18 protein-coding genes are annotated in these 18913 nt (G+C 68.5%); 11 read left to right on the plus strand and 7 right to left on the minus strand.

The genetic code is table 11. From position 1 onward, the window contains the following. Positions 1 to 3: 3 nt before the first annotated feature. Together ACFXKA_RS23800 and ACFXKA_RS23805 are read right to left on the minus strand one after the other, a co-directional pair. Positions 4 to 1164: a zinc-binding dehydrogenase gene (locus tag ACFXKA_RS23800; protein ID WP_379428965.1), complete on the minus strand. Its 1161-nt coding sequence runs from the start codon at positions 1162 to 1164 to the stop codon at positions 4 to 6. A gap of 124 nt (positions 1165 to 1288) precedes the next feature. Then, positions 1289 to 2971: an MFS transporter gene (locus ACFXKA_RS23805; RefSeq protein WP_379428966.1), complete on the minus strand. Its 1683-nt coding sequence runs from the start codon at positions 2969 to 2971 to the stop codon at positions 1289 to 1291. Between the two features lie 113 nt (positions 2972 to 3084). Here ACFXKA_RS23805 and ACFXKA_RS23810 point away from each other — a divergent pair, with 113 nt between their 5' ends. The 3 genes from ACFXKA_RS23810 to ACFXKA_RS23820 all read left to right on the plus strand — a co-directional run bounded on the left by ACFXKA_RS23810 (position 3085) and on the right by ACFXKA_RS23820 (position 5497). Continuing rightward, entirely contained in the window at positions 3085 to 3600 is a 516-nt protein-coding gene (locus ACFXKA_RS23810) for a MarR family winged helix-turn-helix transcriptional regulator (protein WP_379428968.1), read from the plus strand. Between the two features lie 69 nt (positions 3601 to 3669). Beyond that, positions 3670 to 4542 carry a haloalkane dehalogenase gene (locus tag ACFXKA_RS23815; protein ID WP_379428969.1) on the plus strand — a complete coding sequence of 291 codons (873 nt, stop codon included), beginning with the start codon at positions 3670 to 3672 and terminating at the stop codon, positions 4540 to 4542. A gap of 109 nt (positions 4543 to 4651) precedes the next feature. Next, positions 4652 to 5497, plus strand: coding sequence for an RNA polymerase sigma factor (locus tag ACFXKA_RS23820; RefSeq protein WP_379428970.1), 846 nt, complete (start codon positions 4652 to 4654; stop codon positions 5495 to 5497). Here ACFXKA_RS23820 and ACFXKA_RS23825 read toward each other — a convergent pair. After that, a complete protein-coding gene (locus ACFXKA_RS23825; RefSeq protein ID WP_379428971.1) occupies positions 5486 to 5968 on the minus strand; it encodes a winged helix-turn-helix transcriptional regulator in 483 nt (160 codons plus the stop codon). The genes ACFXKA_RS23820 and ACFXKA_RS23825 overlap by 12 nt on opposite strands. A gap of 124 nt (positions 5969 to 6092) precedes the next feature. Here ACFXKA_RS23825 and ACFXKA_RS23830 point away from each other — a divergent pair, with 124 nt between their 5' ends. Then, positions 6093 to 6578 carry an SRPBCC domain-containing protein gene (locus ACFXKA_RS23830; RefSeq protein WP_354843292.1) on the plus strand — a complete coding sequence of 162 codons (486 nt, stop codon included), beginning with the start codon at positions 6093 to 6095 and terminating at the stop codon, positions 6576 to 6578. 38 nt (positions 6579 to 6616) lie between these two features. On the opposite strand, the gene ACFXKA_RS23835 is transcribed toward ACFXKA_RS23830, so the two are convergent. After that, the gene (locus tag ACFXKA_RS23835) at positions 6617 to 7510 is read right to left on the minus strand and encodes an LLM class flavin-dependent oxidoreductase (protein ID WP_354843295.1); all 894 of its coding nucleotides are present in this window, start codon (positions 7508 to 7510) and stop codon (positions 6617 to 6619) included. A 163-nt stretch (positions 7511 to 7673) separates the two neighbouring features. Between ACFXKA_RS23835 and ACFXKA_RS23840 the strand changes: the two genes are divergently transcribed. The 7 genes from ACFXKA_RS23840 (at position 7674) to ACFXKA_RS23870 (ending at position 15740) form a co-directional block, all read left to right on the plus strand. After that, positions 7674 to 8744: a DUF1707 domain-containing protein gene (locus ACFXKA_RS23840; protein WP_379428972.1), complete on the plus strand. Its 1071-nt coding sequence runs from the start codon at positions 7674 to 7676 to the stop codon at positions 8742 to 8744. A gap of 9 nt (positions 8745 to 8753) precedes the next feature. Then, positions 8754 to 9524: a DUF1707 domain-containing protein gene (locus ACFXKA_RS23845; protein WP_379428973.1), complete on the plus strand. Its 771-nt coding sequence runs from the start codon at positions 8754 to 8756 to the stop codon at positions 9522 to 9524. 296 nt (positions 9525 to 9820) lie between these two features. Next, on the plus strand, positions 9821 to 11659 hold the full coding sequence (dnaK, locus tag ACFXKA_RS23850) for a molecular chaperone DnaK (RefSeq protein WP_364619978.1): 1839 nt from the start codon (positions 9821 to 9823) through the stop codon (positions 11657 to 11659). Positions 11660 to 11679: 20 nt separating this feature from the next. Then, complete coding sequence (grpE, locus tag ACFXKA_RS23855) at positions 11680 to 12264, plus strand: nucleotide exchange factor GrpE (protein ID WP_379401329.1); 585 nt, start codon at positions 11680 to 11682, stop codon at positions 12262 to 12264. Positions 12265 to 12318: 54 nt separating this feature from the next. Next, positions 12319 to 13497: a molecular chaperone DnaJ gene (dnaJ, locus tag ACFXKA_RS23860; protein WP_354843309.1), complete on the plus strand. Its 1179-nt coding sequence runs from the start codon at positions 12319 to 12321 to the stop codon at positions 13495 to 13497. Next, positions 13497 to 13889 (plus strand): heat shock protein transcriptional repressor HspR, encoded by a 393-nt coding sequence (locus tag ACFXKA_RS23865; protein ID WP_379428974.1) that lies wholly within the window; start codon positions 13497 to 13499, stop codon positions 13887 to 13889. Before dnaJ ends, ACFXKA_RS23865 begins: the two co-directional genes overlap by 1 nt. 681 nt (positions 13890 to 14570) lie before the next feature. Then, positions 14571 to 15740 (plus strand): globin domain-containing protein, encoded by a 1170-nt coding sequence (locus tag ACFXKA_RS23870; RefSeq protein ID WP_379428975.1) that lies wholly within the window; start codon positions 14571 to 14573, stop codon positions 15738 to 15740. 14 nt (positions 15741 to 15754) lie between these two features. Here the strand turns inward: ACFXKA_RS23870 and ACFXKA_RS23875 are convergent, their stop codons facing one another. From ACFXKA_RS23875 to ACFXKA_RS23885, 3 genes are all read right to left on the minus strand, one after another. Next, the gene (locus ACFXKA_RS23875; protein ID WP_354843317.1) at positions 15755 to 16540 is read right to left on the minus strand and encodes an FAD-binding oxidoreductase; all 786 of its coding nucleotides are present in this window, start codon (positions 16538 to 16540) and stop codon (positions 15755 to 15757) included. A gap of 31 nt (positions 16541 to 16571) precedes the next feature. Continuing rightward, on the minus strand, positions 16572 to 17732 hold the full coding sequence (locus ACFXKA_RS23880) for an FAD-binding oxidoreductase (RefSeq protein ID WP_354843320.1): 1161 nt from the start codon (positions 17730 to 17732) through the stop codon (positions 16572 to 16574). Positions 17733 to 17866: 134 nt separating this feature from the next. Further along, positions 17867 to 18844: an NADP-dependent oxidoreductase gene (locus ACFXKA_RS23885; RefSeq protein ID WP_379428977.1), complete on the minus strand. Its 978-nt coding sequence runs from the start codon at positions 18842 to 18844 to the stop codon at positions 17867 to 17869. Positions 18845 to 18913: the final 69 nt, after the last annotated feature.

Below are 18913 nucleotides of genomic sequence, written 5' to 3' on the forward strand. Positions count from 1 at the left end.
GCGTCAGGGGGCGGTGCGGTCGCTGCGCGGGTCGATCAGGATCTTGGCGTGGTGCTCGGGGGAGGCGAGGGTGGTGAAGGCCGCGTCGATGCCGTCGAGGCCGACGGTCCCGGTGATCAGCGGGCTGGGATCCACCTTCCCGTCGGCGATCATATGGAGGGCGTCGCGGAATTCGCCCGGGTCGTAGCCGAGGACGAATCGCAGCTCGATCTCCTTGTTGATGGCGGCGGCGGGATGGAAGGCGTCCTGCTGCATGCACACCCCCACGACCACCACGCGGGTCAATGGCGGTGCGGCGGTGAGGATCTGGTCGATGATGCCGGGCACGCCGACGCATTCGAAGACGACGGGCCCCGCCGGACCGCGGTCGAGGGTGTGCGCGACGCGGAACAGGTACCACCAGGGGAAGTTCGGGATGCGCCGCAGCCGTTCCATGGCGTCGAAGCCCAGATTGAGGATGTCGGAGGCGCCGGTGATCCGCGGCTTCTTCGGCGTTGCCTCCCACGGTGATTCGACGGTGGGGTCGACCACCACATCGGCCCCGCACCGGCCCGCGAGTTCGCGGCGGCGCGGCGAGAAGTCGCTGGCGATCACGGTGCGCACGCCGGCCGCCTTCAGCATGGAGATGACGGCCAGCCCGATGGGACCGCACCCGACGACGAAGGCGGTCTGTCCCTTGCTGATCCGGCTGCGGCGGACCGCGTGCCAGCCCACCGCCATCGGTTCGGTGAGGGCGGCGTGGTCGGGGGAGAGGCCGTTGGGGACCGGGAAGGTCATGGGTTCCTGCACCAGCACCTGCTCGGCGTAGCCGCCGGGCGCGTTGGCGGACAGTCCGGTGAGTTCGGGCTGCCGGCCGGTGCGCAGGATGGGCAGCGCCACCACCGGGGTGCCGGGCTTCCAGCGGCGGCGGGTGCCGGGACCGTATTCGGCGATCTCGCCGGTGAATTCGTGTCCCATGACGATCCGCTGGTCGGAGCGCATGAAGTGGTCGTAGCCGGTGGCGGCGGCCAGGTCGGCGAGTTCGTCGCAGTGCAGGCGGGCGTGCAGGTCGGACCCGCAGATGCCGCAGCGGGTGACGGACAGCAGTACCTGACCGGGCCCGGGTACGGGGGTGGGCAGGTCCTCGACCTGGAATTCGCCCTTGCTGACCACGGTCGCGCGCATGCCTGACTCCTGTCGAATGCCGGTGACACTGTGGATTCTTCACCGGAACGGACCGCGGGTCCGGTGAATCACCGAACCCGCGGCCGTTTTGCCGGACTCCGTGTCCGGATCCCGCCGGGTGGGGTCAGACTCCCACGAGTTCCTCCTCGGTCTCCACCTCGTGCTGCTCGAGCCGGGCGTCACGCGGCAGCGCCAGGAATCCGAGGCACACCAGCGCCATCAGCCCGATGCCCCACACCAGCGTGTAGTCGAAGGTGTGGGCGAAGTTGACCGCATTGGCCTGTTCACCCGCATGCGCGAGGGCCTGGCCGACAGCCGGATTGGCGGCCCGAGACTGGCAGCTCGCCGGGATGACGGAGGGATCCACCTCCGCGGAGCGGTCCCGCACACAGGCCCGGAAGTTCGCGAGGATCTGCTCCTGCGCGGGCCCGGGCACCCCGGCCGCCGCCAGCTCCGTCCGGGTCTGCGCGGCAACGGAGTCCACGCCGCGCGCCGAGTCGTGATCCAGCTGGGCGAAGAACAGAATGCCGACCAGTGCCACGCCCAGGGCCATCCCCAGCTGCTGACCGGTGTTCAGCAGCCCGGATGCCGCCCCGGCCTCGCGGTCGGGAATCTGCCCGAGCAGCATGTCGATGGTCGGCGCGACCACGATGCCGAATCCGATGCCGGTCACGATGAGCGGCAACACCATCTGCCAGGAGGCGAAATCGGATTCGTACCGGGCGGCCATCGCGCCGTACAGCGCGAACCCGCCCGCCGTCACCAGGCCGCCCGCGAGCAGCACCCACTTGCCGAACCGCGGCGCCAGCACGCTGACCGACACGCCCGCTCCGATGCCCGCGCCGACCGCGAAGAACACCGAGGTCAGGCCGGCCCGCATGGGCGACCAGCCCAGCCCGGCCTGCATGAACAGCGTCCAGATCAGGAAGAACCCGCCGAAGCCGATCCAGAACAGCAGCCAGCTCGCCAGGCCGACGGTGAACGGCCGCGACCGGAACAGGTCCAGGTCGATCAGGGGTGATCCGCCGTTGCGGCTGCGCCACCGTTCGTAGACCACGAAGGCGGCGAAGGCCACGGCCGCCGCGCCCATCATGACGAAAGTCCAGGCGGGCCAGTCCAATCGACGGCCCTCGGTGAGCGGATACACCAGCAGCAGCACCGCGGAAATGGCGAGCACCATGCCGACGATGTCCAGGCGCGGCGCGTGCGCGGACCGCGAATCCCGCATCACCCGGGCCGCGGCGGCCAGTGCGATCAGGCCGACCGGCACGTTCACCAGGAAGATGGGGCGCCAGCTCAGATCGAAGAGATTCCACTGCACCAGCAGCCCGCCCAGGGACAGGCCGACCGCGGACGCGGATCCGCCGACGCCGCTGTAGACGGCAATGGCCTTGGCGCGCTCGTCCTTCGGGAAGGTGACGCGAATGATGGCGAGGATCTGCGGCACCATGAGCCCGGCCATCGCGCCCTGGACGAACCGCGAGCCGATGAGCAGTGTGGGTGAGGAGGCCAGGCCGCAGGCCAGCGAGGCCGCGGTGAATCCGGCCATGCCGAGCAGGAACAGGCGTTTGCGGCCGTAGATGTCGCCGAGCCGCCCGCCGGTGATGAGTACGGCCGCGAAGGACAGCACGTACGCGGCGATGATCCATTCGATCTGCGAGTAGGCCGCGCCCAGGTCCTTCTGGATGCTCGGCACGGCCACATTGACGATGGTGACGTCGAGCAGGTCCATGAATCCGGCGGCCAGCACGACGGCGAAGGCGATCCAGCGGCGTGGATCGAGGGTGGGGGGATTGTCGGTATCCATGGGGCGAGCTCTCCTCGCTATCGGGGGTTGGATCGACTTCCCAAACTATGCACCTGAAGTGATTATCAAACAAGAGGGCAATCATGATTAGGGCATTGCTGTACGCTGTGTAGGTGACCGACGCCGATCCCGAGTACTCACCGCTGTTCGAGAGCGCCGCCTTCCTGCTGGGGCAGTTGGGATCGCATTCCGCGTACCGCTTCGACGCGTTGCTCGCGCCGCTGGGGATCAGGCCGCCGCAATACGGCACGCTGCGCCTGCTCGAGGCCAATGACGGCCGGACCCAGCAGCAGCTGTGCGATGCCCTGGGGATCCACCGGAATGTCATGGTCAGCCTGATCGACGACCTGGAGAAGCGCGGCCTGGTCGAGCGGCGCAAGCATCCGGTCGATCGCCGCGCCCACGCGGTGCACCTGTTGCCCGCCGGGCGCGAGGCCATCGCCCGCGCGGCCGCGATCGCCGACGGGCTCAACGCGGAACTGCTCGCCGCGCTCGACCCCGAGGACCGGCCGCGGCTGCTCGCGCTGCTGCAGCGGACGGCGATCGGCAACGGCTTGACGCCGGGTGTCCATCCCGGCCTGACCGTCGCGCCGGGCACCGTGCCCATGTATGGCCCAGATCACACCTAGGCGCTGTCACAGGCCGGGCCTGCGCGTGTCCAACCAGGTGTAGGCAACTCACCCGGAAGGACACCGACGATGGCCGCCATCGACGTTCTGGACTCGTTCATCAACTACACCGACACCGGCAGCGGTGCGGTGCCCGTCGTGTTCCTGCACGGCAACCCCACCTCCTCCTACCTCTGGCGCAATGTGATCCCGCACGTGAGCGGCGAGACCCGCGCCCTGGCACCCGATCTCATCGGCATGGGTGCCTCCGGCAAGCCGGACAGCGACTACCGCTTCGTCGATCACGCCCGCTACCTGGATGCCTGGTTCGACGCCCTGGGCCTGGACCAGGTCGTGATCGTGGGCCACGACTGGGGTGGCGCACTCGGAATGGACTGGGCCGCACGGCATCCCGAGCGGGTGCGCGGGATCGCCGTGGTGGAGACCTTCCTGCGGCCGATGCGCTGGTCGGAGATGCCGCCGCAGGGCGCGGAACTGTTCCGCCGCTTCCGTTCTCCCGAAGGCGAGGAGATGGTGCTGGAACGCAATATGTTCATCGAATTCAACCTGCCCGCCGCCACCCGGAATCTGAGCCCCGAGGCCCTGGACGCCTACCGCGCGCCCTATCCGACCCCGGAGTCCCGCCGGCCGATGCTGGCGTGGCCGCGCGAATTCCCGCTGGAGGGCGAGCCGGCCGACGTGGTCGCCATCATCGAGAACTACGACCGGTGGATGGCCGCGAGCCCCGAGGTGCCGAAGCTGGTCATGCACGTCGAGGACGGTGTCGGCCTCGGCTCGCCGGAGGTGGTGGAGTGGGCGGAGCGGACCTTCGCCGCCGCCGAGCTCGCGAATATCGGACCGGCGGGACATCACTGCCCCGAGGACCAGCCCGATGCCATCGGGCAGGCGGTCGCGCAGTGGATCCACCGCCACGCCCTCACTGCCACCGCGGCCGTGGCCTGATCCACGGGTCGCACGGCCGGACGGTTTCGACCGGTTAGCCTGGTTTCGCCGTGGCAGGGCTGATCGCGGGGCACACCATGGTGCGCCCCGCGATCCCTATGCTGGCGATATGGACACCGGATCGGACATCGACGAGCGCGTGCTCGTCGCACGGGCCGTCGAGGGCGATCGCGCCGCCGTCTCGGATGTCGTTCGGCTGCTGCAGGATCCGGTCTACCGGCTGGCGTTGCGCATGGTGTGGCGGCCCGCCGACGCCGAGGACGCCACCCAGGAGATCCTGCTGCGGGTGGTCGGCAATCTCGCGACCTGGCGCGGCGAGGCCCGGCTCACCACCTGGGCCTACCGCATCGGCGTCAACTACCTGCTGAATCTGAAGCGGCAGACGCCGCAGGAAGCGCAGCAGCTCAGCCTCGACCAGTTCGGCGAGGGACTGAAAGACGGCCTGGCCGAGGAGGATTACCGCGGCCCGGAGTCCACGCTGCTCACCCACGAGGTGCGGCTCAACTGCAGCCAGGCCATGCTGCAGTGCCTGGGCCGCGACGAACGCGTCGCGTACGTGCTCTCCGACGTCTTCGAGGTGAGCTCGGAGGAGGCCGCCTGGATCGTCGGCGCGACGCCCGCCGCGTATCGGAAACGGGTGGAGCGGGCCAAGAAACGGCTCGGGAACTTCCTGCAATCCACCTGCGGGCTGGCGAATCCCCAGGCGTTCTGCCGGTGCTCGCGGCGGGTGGAGAAGGCCGTCGAGCTGGGCCGGGTGGATCCGCGCCGCCCCGCCTTCGCCGCGCACCCGATCACACCGGGCGGGCGCAGTGTGGAGGAGGCGGAGCGGCAGATGGTGCGCCTGCACGATGCCGCCGCCGTGCTCGGCGCGCATCCGGATTACGCCGCGCCGCAGGCGAAGCTGGAGGCCATCGCCGGGCTGCTGCGTTCGGGGCGGTTCCCGCTACTGGAGTGACGTCGGCGTCCCGTACTTCCTCTCGTACGCCCACGGCGCGAGCTCGGCCGTCACCGCTGCCAGGTCGGGGCCGGCGCCGCAGTCCGAACACTCCAGGCGCACATCGACTTTCCCGCCGCACCCGGTGTGCCGGTAGGTGACCGGCGGTCCGTCCGGCGCCGCCCAGCGGTCGCCCCAGTCGGTGAGCGCGAGGATGACCGGTTTCAGGTCGAGTCCCTTGGCGGTGAGCAGATATTCGGGGTGGCCGCTGCCGGTGCCGCTGCGCTGCTCGAAGATTCCGGCCTCGACGAATTCGGCGAGCCGCTTGGTGAGGATGTTCGGCGCGATGCCGAGCGAGCGCTGGAACTCGGTGAACCGGGTCATCCCGGCGAACATGGCATTGCGCACGATGAGCAGGCTCCAGCGCTCGCCCACGATCTCCAGCGTGCGGGCGGCCGAGCACACCTCTCCGTCGTACATGCGTCCCAACATGTATCCAGATTGGCTCATCCGCTTGTGTGATGCAAGTAACCACACTATCGTGATGCAAGTAAGTTCTCGCGAGACAGTCCACTCCGACCCGTCCTGTGTGTTCAGGAAAGAAATGGGACCTGCCATGACCGATCAGAACTTCACCACCAGCGTCACCGTCGATCGCACCCCCGCCGAGGTCTTCGCCGCCGTCCTGAACGCCCGCGGGTGGTGGGGGAAGGGCATCAAGGGCGGCACCGAGCGCCAGGGCGACACTTTCGTCTTCGAGGTCCCCGGCGTCCACCGCAGTGATATCGAGCTGACCGAGGTGGTGCCGAACCGTCGCGTGGTCTGGCTGGTCAGGGACAACTGGCTGTCCTTCGTCCAGGACAAGACCGAGTGGGTGAATACCGAAATGCATTTCGACATCACCGAAACCGACGGCGGCGCCGAGCTGCGTTTCACCCACGTCGGGCTCGTTCCCGAGTACGAGTGCTACGACTCCTGTTCCCCGGCGTGGACGTTCTACATCACCGAGAGCCTGCGCGACCTGGTCACCACCGGCGTCGGTCAGCCCGGTGAACTGCCCGCCGAGATCGAGGCGGTCGAGGCCGCGAAGGCGGCGCGGTAACCTCGGGGAGGTCCGCGAACGGTGCTCCGATCGCGGGTTCAGCCGTCGCCCAGGAGCTTTCGCGCGATGGGCACCACCTGTCGCGCGAAACGCTGCACCTGGTCGACGTCGAAACCCGGCGGCCAGTAGATGAAGGTGTCGAACCCGGCGTCGCGGGCCAGGCGGACGATGATGTCCGCCCACTCCTCCGGGGAGCCGTGAATCGGGTCGGAGCCATGGGGATCCGGGTGTAGCGGCCGGTCGCTCACCACGCCGGGCAGCGCCGCCAGCCGGGTGATGGTGCGCGGATCCCGCCCGAGCGAGCGCGCCACCGCGTCGATGCGGGCATTGGCTCCGGCCCACTGCTCCCAGGGCATCCAATTCGGCAGCGGCGCAACCCATCCGTCGGCCGCCGAGCCGATCAGGTCCAGCGCGTGCGGGCCCATGGCTCCCAGCCAGATCCCGATATTGTGCGCGGGCGCGGGCCCGCCCTCGATGCCCTGCACGGTGTATTCGGTGCCCACCACGGACACCAGCTGCCCGGGCCGCCATTCCGCCCGGATGATGGCGATGCTCTCGGCCAGGGCCATGAGCGCCGACCGGCCCTTGCGGGCGGGCCCGCCCATGGCCACCACGCCGCTCTCGAAAGCGCCCGCCCCCAAACCTAATTCGAAGCGCCCGCCGCTGAGCAGGTCGAAGGTGGCGGCCTGCTTGGCGATCATGGCGGGCGTGCGCAGCGGCAGATTCGCCACGCCCGGATACAGGCTGACCCGGCCGGTGGCCGCCAGGCAGGCGCCGATCACCGCGAAGGTATCGCCGAACTGCGCGTTGTAGGGATGGTCCTGGATGGCGACCAGATCCAGCCCCTCGGCGTCGGCGGCCACGGTCATATCGATGACGTCCGGCAGCGCGGCCGCGACGGGCGGGATCGAAATACCGAACCTTGCCTGCATCGCGCCTCCTCACCAGCGGAAATCGACGCTCACGATCTTCGTGGGCGGTTGCGTGCAACACCGGCATTTCGGACGTCGGCGCGCATCCCGGGCGTGTCCCGCCCCTGCTCACCGCCCTGCCGGAAACCGCGCGGTACGGCCAAGTTCCGTTTACGATCCCCGCGTGAGCTCGAAATCGTCCGGATCGCCCGGGGATTCGCCCGCGGCCGGGCGCATGCGGGCGCGGGACCTCGACCGCGTCAACGCACGGGCGCTGCTCGACGCCGCCTTCGAGGAGGGCGAGCTCGCGGTCGAGGAGTACCACCAGCGGTCCGAGCAGGCGCAGACCGCACAGACCCTCGGCGAACTGCAACGGCTCATCGGCGACCTGCAGCCGAGCACCAAGACCGCCGACCTCACGCCCGCCGGCCGGCGGGCGCGACGGCCGTCCGCGGGCGGCTATCCGCCGCGTACCCGGGCCCGCGACAGCGACCGCCAGGCCACCTGCACCCTGCTCGATGCTGCCCGCGCGGACGGCCAGCTGAGCGCCGCCGACCATCGCACCCTCACCGAACTCGCCGGCGAGGCGCGGACATTGGGCGAACTGGCCCAGCTCACCGACGATCTGCAGCGGCCCGCCGACGCCCGGCCGGATCCGATTCCGCCGAAGTCGCGGCGCGAGAACTGGTTCGCGGCCGGTGTCGCCGCGCTCAGCATCGCGGTGGCCGTGGGGACTTTCGTAGCGGTGGACCGGCCGGCCTCCCCACCCGCGGGGCCGCCCGCGGTGGACATCGGCATGATCAAGCCCATGGTGCTGCCCCGGCCGAAACTCACGGCGGCCGAGGGCATCGACTACTTCCGGGCCGCCTACCGCGCCAAGTTCGGCGACACCATCGTCGACGAGGTCGACCTGTTCCCCGACTACGCGGTGGTCACCCGCGGGACCCAGGCCAACCGCAAGGTCCGCTACACCTATCGCGGCGGCTTCGACCAGGGTGACCAGCCGCAGACCCGGTCGCCGCAGACGCCGACCGCGGATCTGGCGGCGCTGAACGTGCCGGCCATCGCCGCGCTCGCGGCCCAGGCCCCGGCCCTCACCAAGGTGGATCAGGGCACGGTCAGCTACCTCGACATCGAAGGGTCCGGCAGCGGGCCGATCGTTCGTATCTATGTGGGCAACAAGGCCAATGAGAACGGCTACCTCGAGGCGACCCTCGACGGCCGGATCGTGCGGACCCTGGCGTTCGGGGGATAGATCGAGACCATGGCTGATGCACGCTCCCAGGGATTGCGGGCCCGCGACACCGATCGCGTGGACGCCTGCACCCTGCTCGACACCGCCCGGGACGCCGGCGAGCTCACCGCAAGCGAGTACACCGCACGAACCGCGAAGGCGATGGCGGCCAAGACCTTCGGCGAACTGGACGCGGTGCTGGAGGATCTGCAGATTCCCGCCAATCTGGTGAATTCGCCTGTGGTGCGTGCGAATCGGCGCGGTCCGTCCACTCGCATGCGGGTCGCCGCCGCGATCCTGGTGGCCGCGGCGCTGCTGGGCGCGTTCGCGGGTTGCGTCTCGCGCACGGCCGCACCGAAACCCGCTCTGCCGGACCCGACCACGGGCGCGGGCCTGGCCAGTTTCGTCGCGTCCTACCAGGACCATTTCGGCGACACCAAGGCCGACCAGGTTCTCCTCTATCCCACCTACGTGATCATCGAGCGGCGTAAGGATCCGTCGGCGCCACGTGACGCGCACATCCGCTACGACGGCAGCTTCCACTCCTATGACGACATAGCCCGGTCTCCGGGCGCGGACATCTTCGACATGTCGGTCCTGGATCTGAAGAAGATCGCGGGTCTGCTCGCCGGGGCTCCGCAGTCGGCGGGCGTGCCCAACGGCCGGATCGGCCACGTCGAGATCGCCCGGGGCGCCGATGGCAGTCCGGTGGTGACCGTCTATGTCGACGACGGCTCCCAGCACGGCTATTTCAAGGTCACCGCCACCGGCGAGCCGATCGCGATCTACCCGCCCAGCTGATCGGTCACGGTCCCGGCCTGCCGGTAGTTGCGAACCGACCGGTGTGGACACAAGGGCGGCGAGTCGCGCCTGCCCGCGAAGAATTTTTTTTGTGCCGCGTGGAATAGATGACGTGCGGTCCCCGTTGGGACAGGTCAGCAAGGTTGAGCGAGTCGGACTCAAGTTCAAGTTGCGCGCCGCCGCCGGCGGGTGCAGGATTGAGCCGACCACGCTCAGTGTTACTGGGATTGCAGTGCGCCAGAGTCGCTCGGAAGGGATTCCGGCGCGCTCAGGTACGTCAACTAGGAGGAACCACCATGGCTCGTGCGGTCGGTATCGACCTCGGGACCACGAACTCTGTCATCGCCGTTCTCGAAGGCGGCGAACCGGTCGTCGTGGCCAACTCGGAAGGATCGCGCACCACGCCGTCGATCGTCGCTTTCGCCAAGAACGGTGAGGTGCTCGTCGGTCAGCCCGCCAAGAACCAGGCCGTCACCAACGTCGACCGCACCATCCGGTCCGTCAAGCGCCACATGGGCGAGGACTGGTCTGTCGACATCGACGGCAAGAAGTACACCCCGCAGGAGATCTCCGCGCGCGTGCTGATGAAGCTGAAGCGCGACGCCGAGGCCTACCTGGGTGAAGAGATCACCGACGCCGTGATCACCGTCCCCGCCTACTTCGAGGACGCGCAGCGCCAGGCCACCAAGGAGGCCGGCCAGATCGCGGGTATGAACGTGCTCCGCATCGTCAACGAGCCCACCGCGGCCGCGCTGGCCTACGGCCTCGACAAGGGCGACAAGGAACAGACCATCCTGGTCTTCGACCTCGGTGGCGGCACCTTCGACGTCTCGCTGCTGGAGATCGGCGAGGGCGTCGTCGAGGTCCGCGCCACCTCCGGTGACAACCACCTCGGTGGCGACGACTGGGACGAGCGCATCGTCGGCTGGCTGGTCGACAAGTTCAAGGGCACCTCGGGCATCGACCTGACCAAGGACAAGATGGCCATGCAGCGCCTGCGCGAGGCTGCCGAGAAGGCCAAGATCGAGCTGTCGTCCTCGCAGTCGACCTCGATCAACCTGCCCTACATCACGGTCGACGCGGACAAGAACCCGCTGTTCCTCGACGAGCAGCTGACCCGCGCCGAGTTCCAGAAGATCACCTCGGATCTGCTGGACCGCACCCGCAAGCCGTTCCAGTCGGTCATCAAGGACGCCGGCATCTCGGTCGGCGACATCGATCACGTTGTGCTCGTTGGCGGCTCGACCCGTATGCCCGCCGTGTCCGACCTGGTCAAGGAACTGACCGGCGGCAAGGAGCCCAACAAGGGCGTGAACCCGGACGAGGTCGTCGCCGTCGGCGCCGCCCTGCAGGCCGGTGTGCTCAAGGGTGAGGTCAAGGACGTCCTGCTGCTCGATGTCACCCCGCTGTCGCTGGGCATCGAGACCAAGGGCGGCGTGATGACCAAGCTGATCGAGCGCAACACCACCATTCCGACCAAGCGGTCGGAGACCTTCACCACGGCCGACGACAACCAGCCGTCCGTGCAGATCCAGGTCTTCCAGGGTGAGCGCGAGATCGCCTCGCACAACAAGCTGCTCGGATCGTTCGAGCTGACCGGCATCCCGCCGGCCCCGCGCGGCGTGCCGCAGATCGAGGTCACCTTCGACATCGACGCCAACGGCATCGTCCACGTCACCGCCAAGGACAAGGGCACCGGCAAGGAGAACACGATCAAGATCCAGGACGGCTCCGGCCTGTCCAAGGAGGAGATCGACCGGATGGTGAAGGACGCCGAGGCGCACGCGGCCGAGGACAAGGCGCGTCGCGAGGAGGCGGAGACCCGCAACCAGGCCGAGTCGCTGGTGCACCAGACCGAGAAGTTCATCAAGGACAACGAGGACAAGGTCCCGGCGGACGTCAAGACCAAGGTCGAGGCGGCCATCGCGGAGGCGAACGAGGCGCTCAAGGGCACCGACATCTCGGTCATCAAGACCGCGGTGGAGAAGCTCGCCACCGAGTCGCAGGCGCTGGGCCAGGCCATCTACGAGGCCTCGGCCGCGGACCAGGCCGCCCAGGGCAACGGCGCGGGCGCGCCGCAGTCCGATGACACCGTCGTGGATGCCGAGGTCGTCGAGGAGCCTGAGAAGAAGTGACGAATCAGAACCCGGAAAACATGGTCGACTCGGCCACGGGTGAGGTCTTCGAGGCCGCGGCGGACACCGCTGCGGCCCTCGGGGCCGAGGGAACTCCCGAGGTCAGTGAGGACGCTCTCGCCGACGCGATCACGGCCGAATTGGCCGAGCGCACCGCCGATCTGCAGCGTCTTACCGCGGAGTACGCCAACTACCGCCGCCGCGTCGAGCGCGACCGCAAGGCCGCCATCGACACCGCCAAGGCCGCGGTCGTGGGCGAACTGCTCCCGGTGCTCGACGATCTGGATCGCGCCCGCGCCCACGGTGACCTCGACAACGGACCGCTCAAGTCGGTCGCGGACAAGCTGGTCACCGCCCTGCAGAAGCAGGGCCTCGAGGAATTCGGTTCGGAGGGTGAGCCTTTCGACCCGACCCTGCACGAGGCCGTGCAGCACGAGGGCAGTGGCGCGGACCCGATCCTCGGCATGGTGATGCGCAAGGGCTACCGCTTCGGCGATCGCGTGCTGCGGCACGCGCTGGTCGGCGTCACCGACGGTGTGGCGGATCTGGCTGCGGCGCAGCCGGATACGACGAACGCTGGCACCGATGCCGCTGGCACTGATTAACAACGCACAGACGCCCCCGGCGTCACCGACAACACAGAAAGGAGGAGATGCCCGGTGAATCGAGAGTGGCTCGAGAAGGACTTCTACAAGGATCTGGGTGTTTCCTCCGGCGCCACCCAGGACGAGATCAAGAAGGCCTACCGCAAGCTGGCCCGTGACCTGCACCCGGATAAGAACCCCGGGGACAGCACGGCCGAGGAGCGGTTCAAGGCCGTCAGCGAGGCGAATGCCGTGCTGTCGGATCCGGAGAAGCGCAAGGAGTACGACGAGGCCCGGAAGCTGTTCGCCGGCGGCGGTTTCGGCCGCGGCGGGTTCTCGCCCGGGGGTGGCTACGGTCAGCCCGGCGGCGGGTTCTCCGGCGAGTTCAACCTCGGCGACATCTTCGGCGCGGGCGCCGGAGCCGGTGGCGCCGACGGCGGCCTGGGCGATCTGCTGGGCGGACTGTTCAATCGCGGTGGCACCCGGACCTCGTCGCGTCCGCGGCGCGGTTCGGATGTCGAGACCGAGACCACCCTCGGCTTCCGCGAGGCCGCCCAGGGCGTGACCGTCCCGCTGCGCATGACCAGCCCGGCCGCCTGCACCACCTGCCACGGCAGTGGTGCCAAGCCGGGCACCAGCCCGCGAGTCTGCCCGCACTGCAATGGCACCGGTGTGGTCAGCCGGAACCAGGGCGCGTTCGGCTTCAGCGAGCCGTGCGAGGACTGCCGGGGCACCGGATCGATCATCGACGACCCGTGTGTCGACTGCCGCGGTAGCGGCATCCAGAACCGGACCCGCACCATCACCGTGCGCATTCCCCCGGGTGTGCGCGACGGGCAGCGGATCCGGCTGGCCGGTCAGGGCGAGGCGGGCCTGCGCGGCGCGCCTCCGGGTGACCTGTACGTCACCGTGCACGTCAGCCAGGACAAGGTCTTCGGCCGCAATGGCGACGACCTGACCCTGGTGCTGCCGGTCTCGTACGCCGAACTGGTGCTGGGTACTACGGTTTCCGTGCCCACCCTGGACGGCCGTGTCGGCGTCAAGGTGCCGCCGGGCACCGCCGACGGCCGGACCCTGCGGGTGCGCGGGCGCGGTGTGCCCAAGCGTGACGGCGGCGCCGGTGACCTGCTGGTCACGGTGAAGGTCGCGGTACCGCAGAAGCTGGACGATAATGCCGCCGAGGCGCTGCGGCGCTACTCGGAGGCGGAGAAGACCAGCGGGTTCGATCCACGTGCGGGATGGGCAGGTGCGTAATGAGTTCCGATCCGAAGAACACCGAGGCCCAGTACTTCCTGATCTCGGTGGCCGCGCAGCTGGCGGGCATGCACGCCCAGACGCTGCGCACCTATGACCGGCTGGGTCTGGTTTCGCCGCAACGTACCTCGGGCGGCGGGCGGCGCTACTCGGACCGGGATGTGGAGCTGCTCCGCGAGGTGCAGCGCCTGTCCCAGGACGAGGGCGTGAACCTGGCCGGCATCAAACGGATCATCGAACTCACCAACCAGGTGGAGGGGCTGCAGCAGCGGGTGAGCGAGTTGACCGCCGAGGTGGAAAGGCTCCGGTCGGGGTACCGCCCCGACCTGACCCCGCCGCAGCGCAGCACCGCTCTCGTGGTGTGGCAGCCTCGAAACCGGCGAAAGCAGTAGCTCCCCCGCCTCTCCGGATATTCAGCGGGCGGCTGAGAGCCGTTGGGGTTGGGCAGCCGTGCCGGCGGTTGGGAGCCGAAGCTATTTCGGGGGTACCCGGGGAGTTACCCGGATCTCGCGAAATCAGTTGTCCCGTTTGGGAAAACGGGCAGTAGAGGTAAGGGGTCGGGAGGTTGCTCCCGACCCCTTCTCTGCTGTATCAGGCGTTGCCGATGGGGCCGGGTGTTCGCCCGCTTGCGATTATTGCGGGCAATGTGCTGAGTTGTCCTGAGGGGCTGTGGGATTGGCGAAATTCTTGATGCCGGTGAATTGCAAACAGACCGGTACGGTATAAATTGATGCCAATCGTGAGTTTTGTCCGTATGCTGCAAGGGAATTCGAGGACCGGCGCAGTTGCGGCAGGATCGCTGTTTTCCTGAGCCTTGCAAAACGGATCAGGCAGGTTCGCCGTCCGAAAGCCTGTGTCTCACGGCGTGTTCCGGTTGAACAGTCGGTTTTCGGCTCGGATACCCCGCGACATTCACGTTTTCGAGGAATAAAGGCCGCGTTATTGAAACGTCCCGTTCCGTTGCTGGCTAACCTCGCCTACACTTGCTTGGCAACGGCTGCTGTCGAGTGTCCCGCAGCACTTCACTCGCCGGTCACGCCTGCGTTCGATTGCGAAATGGGGTTGTGACACACATGGATTCGCGCACCGTCGCATTGATAAGAACAACGTTCAAGGCGGTTGCTGCGGAAGAAGGTGGCCCCGAGAAACTCGCGCGATCGTTCTACTCCATCCTCTTCACGGAGTACCCCCACGTACGCGACCACTTCCCCGCCGCCCTGGACGCCCAGCGCGACCGGCTGGTCAAGGCCATCGCCTATGTAGTGGACCGGCTGGAGGAGCCGGACCGGTTGCTGCCCTTCCTGGCCCAGCTCGGGCGCGATCACCGCAAGTACGGGGTGGTGGCCGAACACTATGAGGCCGTGGGGAAATCGCTCAAGAGCGCGCTGGAGGCCTACGCCGGCACCGAGATCTGGACCGACGAGATCGGGCGCGCCTGGGACGAGGGCATCGGCGTCATCGCCGGCACCATGATCAACGCGGCCGAGCAGGAGACCACCCCGCCGGTATGGACCGGCACCGTCATCGAGCACCGGGAAGTACTGCGCAACCTGGCCATCGTGCGCCTGCGGCTGGACCAGCCCATGCAGTACGCGGCCGGTCAGTACATGAGCGTGCAGATCCCGTCCCGCCCGCGCATGTGGCGCTACCTGTCCCCGGCCATCCCCGCGAATGCCGGCGGCGAGCTGGAATTCCACATCCGCGGCGTCACCGGCGGCTGGGTCAGCCCGGCCATGGTCGGCCACAGCCGGGTCGGCGAGCAGTGGCTGATCGGCTCGCCACTGGGCGGCCTCGGCGTGCCCCGCAACACCCGCCGCAAGCTGCTCATGATCGGCTGCGGCACCGGCATCGCCCCGCTGCGCGCCCAGCTCATGGCCATGACCGCCCGGCGCTCCAACCCCAAGGTGGATCTGTTCGTCGGCGGCCACTACCCGTGCGATCTCTACGATCTCGAGGTGCTGAGCCAATTGGCCTGCGCCAACAAGTGGCTCAACGTGCACCCGGTCACCGAATCCACCGAGAACCCGTGGTGGCACTTCGACGGCTCCGACGGGATCCGCGAGTATCCGGGCCTGCAGCCGCGGGTGGTCGGTCAGATCGGCAAGATCGTGGCGAGCCGCGGCTCCTGGGGCGACCGGGACGTGCAGATCGTCGGCGCGCCGTCCATGGTGCAGACCACCAAGTTCCGCCTCATGGCCGCGGGCACCCCCACCGAGAACATCCGCCACGACCCCTTGTTCTGAGCGCGGCGGAACCCTCAGAAGCCTTCGTAGCGAATGGCTTCCGCGGGCGCGCCGATGGCGACCAGCTGATCGATGGTGTTGCGGACCATGGCCGCGCCGCCGCAGACCAGGATCTTGTGGTGGTCCAGCGGGCCGAACCGTTCCGGGATGTCGGCGATGGTGCCCGGCATCATCTCCTCCGGGCGGAAGCCGATGTCCACCCGGCACTGCTCGTACCAGGCGTCGACGAGATCCGGGTCGTACTCGCTCTGCACCACGGGAACGACCGTGAGCCACGGCAGTTCACCGGTCAGCAGGTAGAGCATGTCGGAGGCGTAGAGGTCGCGCGGGTAGCGCCCGCCCACGAACAGGTGGGTGCGCGGCGGCTGCTCCCGGCGCGACAGATCCAGCAGCAGCGCGCGCATCGGCGCGAGCCCGACACCGTCGGCGATCATGACCACCTCGGTGGCCTCCGGTTCCACGGTCAGCCAGCCCGCGGGCGCGCTGATCCGCCATTCGTCGCCCGGATGCGAGTCGGCGACGATGGAACCGCTGCACCAGCCGCCCGGCACCGTGCGCACGTGGAATTCCAGCTTGCCGTCCAGCGAGGGCGGCAGCGCGGGATACAGGCGGCGCACCATGTTCGGATGCTGCGGCGTGCGCACCTCCACCGACTGGCCCGCCGCGAACGGCACGAACTCGCCGATCAGCCGCACCACCGTGGTGTCCTCGCGCAGCCGGTGCGCACCCACCACCGTGGCATTCCATTCCGTCTGCGCGCCGAGCGCGAGCTCTCCGGTCTCGTCCGGGCCGAGCGTCACCGATAACTCCTGATTGTCGAAAGGCCGTGCACTACACCGGATCCGAGCTTATCGCCGACGTCGGCGTGCCCACCGCGAGCAGGGCGCGCTTGGTGTCGGCGATCATGCGGGCCGAGCCGGCGATCTGGATCTGGCGATCGGCCCAGGCGCCGAAGCTGGCCACCACCGCGCCCAGATTGCCGATCAGCCGCCGATGCATGCCGAACGGCGTCTCGGCCGGCGGATAGGGGTGCCACCACGGGTTGGTCTCGTTCTCGCAGACCGGGACCACCGTGAGCCACGGATTGGACTGCGAGAGCTGCCACATGTTCTCCACGTCGTAGAGATCACACGGGTAGCGCCCGCCCATGAACAGGTGCACGCGCGGATTGATGCCGCGCCGGCCCATCTCGATGAGCTGTGCCCGCAGCGGGGCGATGCCGGTACCGGACCCGATCATGAGCACGTCCTTGCGGCGGCTCAGATCCACGTGCAGACCACCCAGCGGCGCGGCGATCATCCACCGGTCGCCGACCTGGGTCTCGTTCACGATGCCCGGGCTCACCCAGCCGGTGCGCACCTTCCGCACATGGAACTCGATCTCGCCGTACGGATTGGTGGGGATGGCCGGCGACAGGTAGCGCCACATCTTGGGCCGCTGCGGAATGGCCACCGGTACGTACTGCCCGGCCTGATAGGGGATCGGGGTGTCGGTCTGCAGACGGACGATGGCCAGATCGTCCACCACCCGCCGGTGCCCGACCACCGTCGCCTCCCAATACGGTTGCGACTTATCCGAATTGGCGCCGATGGCCATGGACGCCGAGATCAGGATGGTGATGTCGCGCCAGCCCGCCTCCAGCTGCCGGCTCCAGTTCGCGGTGCCGTTGTAGCTGCGGAAGGCATGGAGCAGGGCGCGCCCGGCGATGTCGTAGTGCGCCGCCTCCACCCCGTACTTGCGATGGTCGCGCGCGAGTTGCTCCAGGAAGCGTTGCGCGCGATCCCAGTCCTCCAGGTTGTCGAGCACGAACGAGATGGCCGTGACCAACCGTTTCGGCTGCATGTCCATGGCGGAGGGAAACAGTTCCCGCAAGGCGGGAATCTCTGCGAAAAGATGACCGTAGAACGCGCTGATCAGCCGTTCCGGCCCGTTGGGGGCCTCGACGACTGTCCGAAAGTTTGCGCGGACCAGCGCTGCCGAACGCGCATCCACGACGTCGAGCTTTCCTTCCTGTGCTGCTACCCCGGAACGCCTGCTGCCAGGCGGCCCTCCGCGTCAAGTATCCCTTAAAACGCGGTGGTCGCACGGATATAGCCGGAGGCCGATCGATTTGCGTAACCCGGAGTTCAGATCACCAGGACGATCTTGCCGCGTGCGCCGGATGCGCCGATCACGCCGGGGGCCTCGGCCAGCGGCGGCATGGCGCTGATCGGGACCATCAGGTCGCCGTCGCCGACCATCCGCAGCAGCTCGCGCAATTCGGCTGCGCCGCCGTGGGATTGGAGGTTGCCCCCGTGCACGCCCCGGGCCTGCAGCTCCGCCTCGTCGGCGGACCAGATGGTCGAATAGGCCGAACCGCCGGACTTGACCAGGCTCGCGTTGTCGGCGAAAACCGGCGGCGGGCTGACCAGATCGAACAGCACGTCGATGCCGCCGGGATCGGTGATCCGCACCGAATCCGCGACCGACAACTCCGAGCCCTCGGCGTGGGTGGGGGAGTCGGTGACGGTGATCCGTCCGTAGTTCACCACCTCGGTCGCGCCCAGCCGGATCATCCGATCGGTGTCGTCGGGGCGGGCGGTGGCGATGACGTGCGCGCCGGCGAGCGCGGCGAGCTGCACCAGATAGGAGCCGACGCCACCCGAGGCGCCCACGACCAGCACTTTCTGGTTGCGGGTGACCCCGGCGGCGTGCATGAGGTCCAGGGCCGTGATACCCGCGGTCGGCAGGGCGGCGCCGCGAATGGCGGAGACCTCTTCCGGCAGCTTGGCGAGGGCGCCGTCGTGCGGCGCCACGATGTATTCGGCGAAGGTGCCGTGCCCGACCGGCGGGTTCAGGAACTTCCCGACCACCCGCTCCCCGACCTCGAAGTCGTTCACCCCCGCGCCCACCGCGCTGATCGTGCCCGCGCCGTCGGTGCCCGGGATCAGCGGAAAGTCGTGCGGCAGTTGGCCGTCCAGGAAGCCGTCGATGATCCGCTGGTCGAACGGGTTGACCCCGGCGGCCTCGAGCTGGATCTGGACCTGGCCCGGTCCGGCCTCGGGGGTGGGCATGTCGGCGGGCTCGGGGCGGCCACCGAATTCACGGACGACGATCGCGCGCATTTGCTGCTCCATTCATTCGGAAACCGGGATGGATGAGCTGGTGTGATGCGTCAACGAATGGAGTCATCG

This window comes from Nocardia sp. NPDC059228, assembly GCF_042754245.1.
Classification (GTDB): domain Bacteria; phylum Actinomycetota; class Actinomycetes; order Mycobacteriales; family Mycobacteriaceae; genus Nocardia.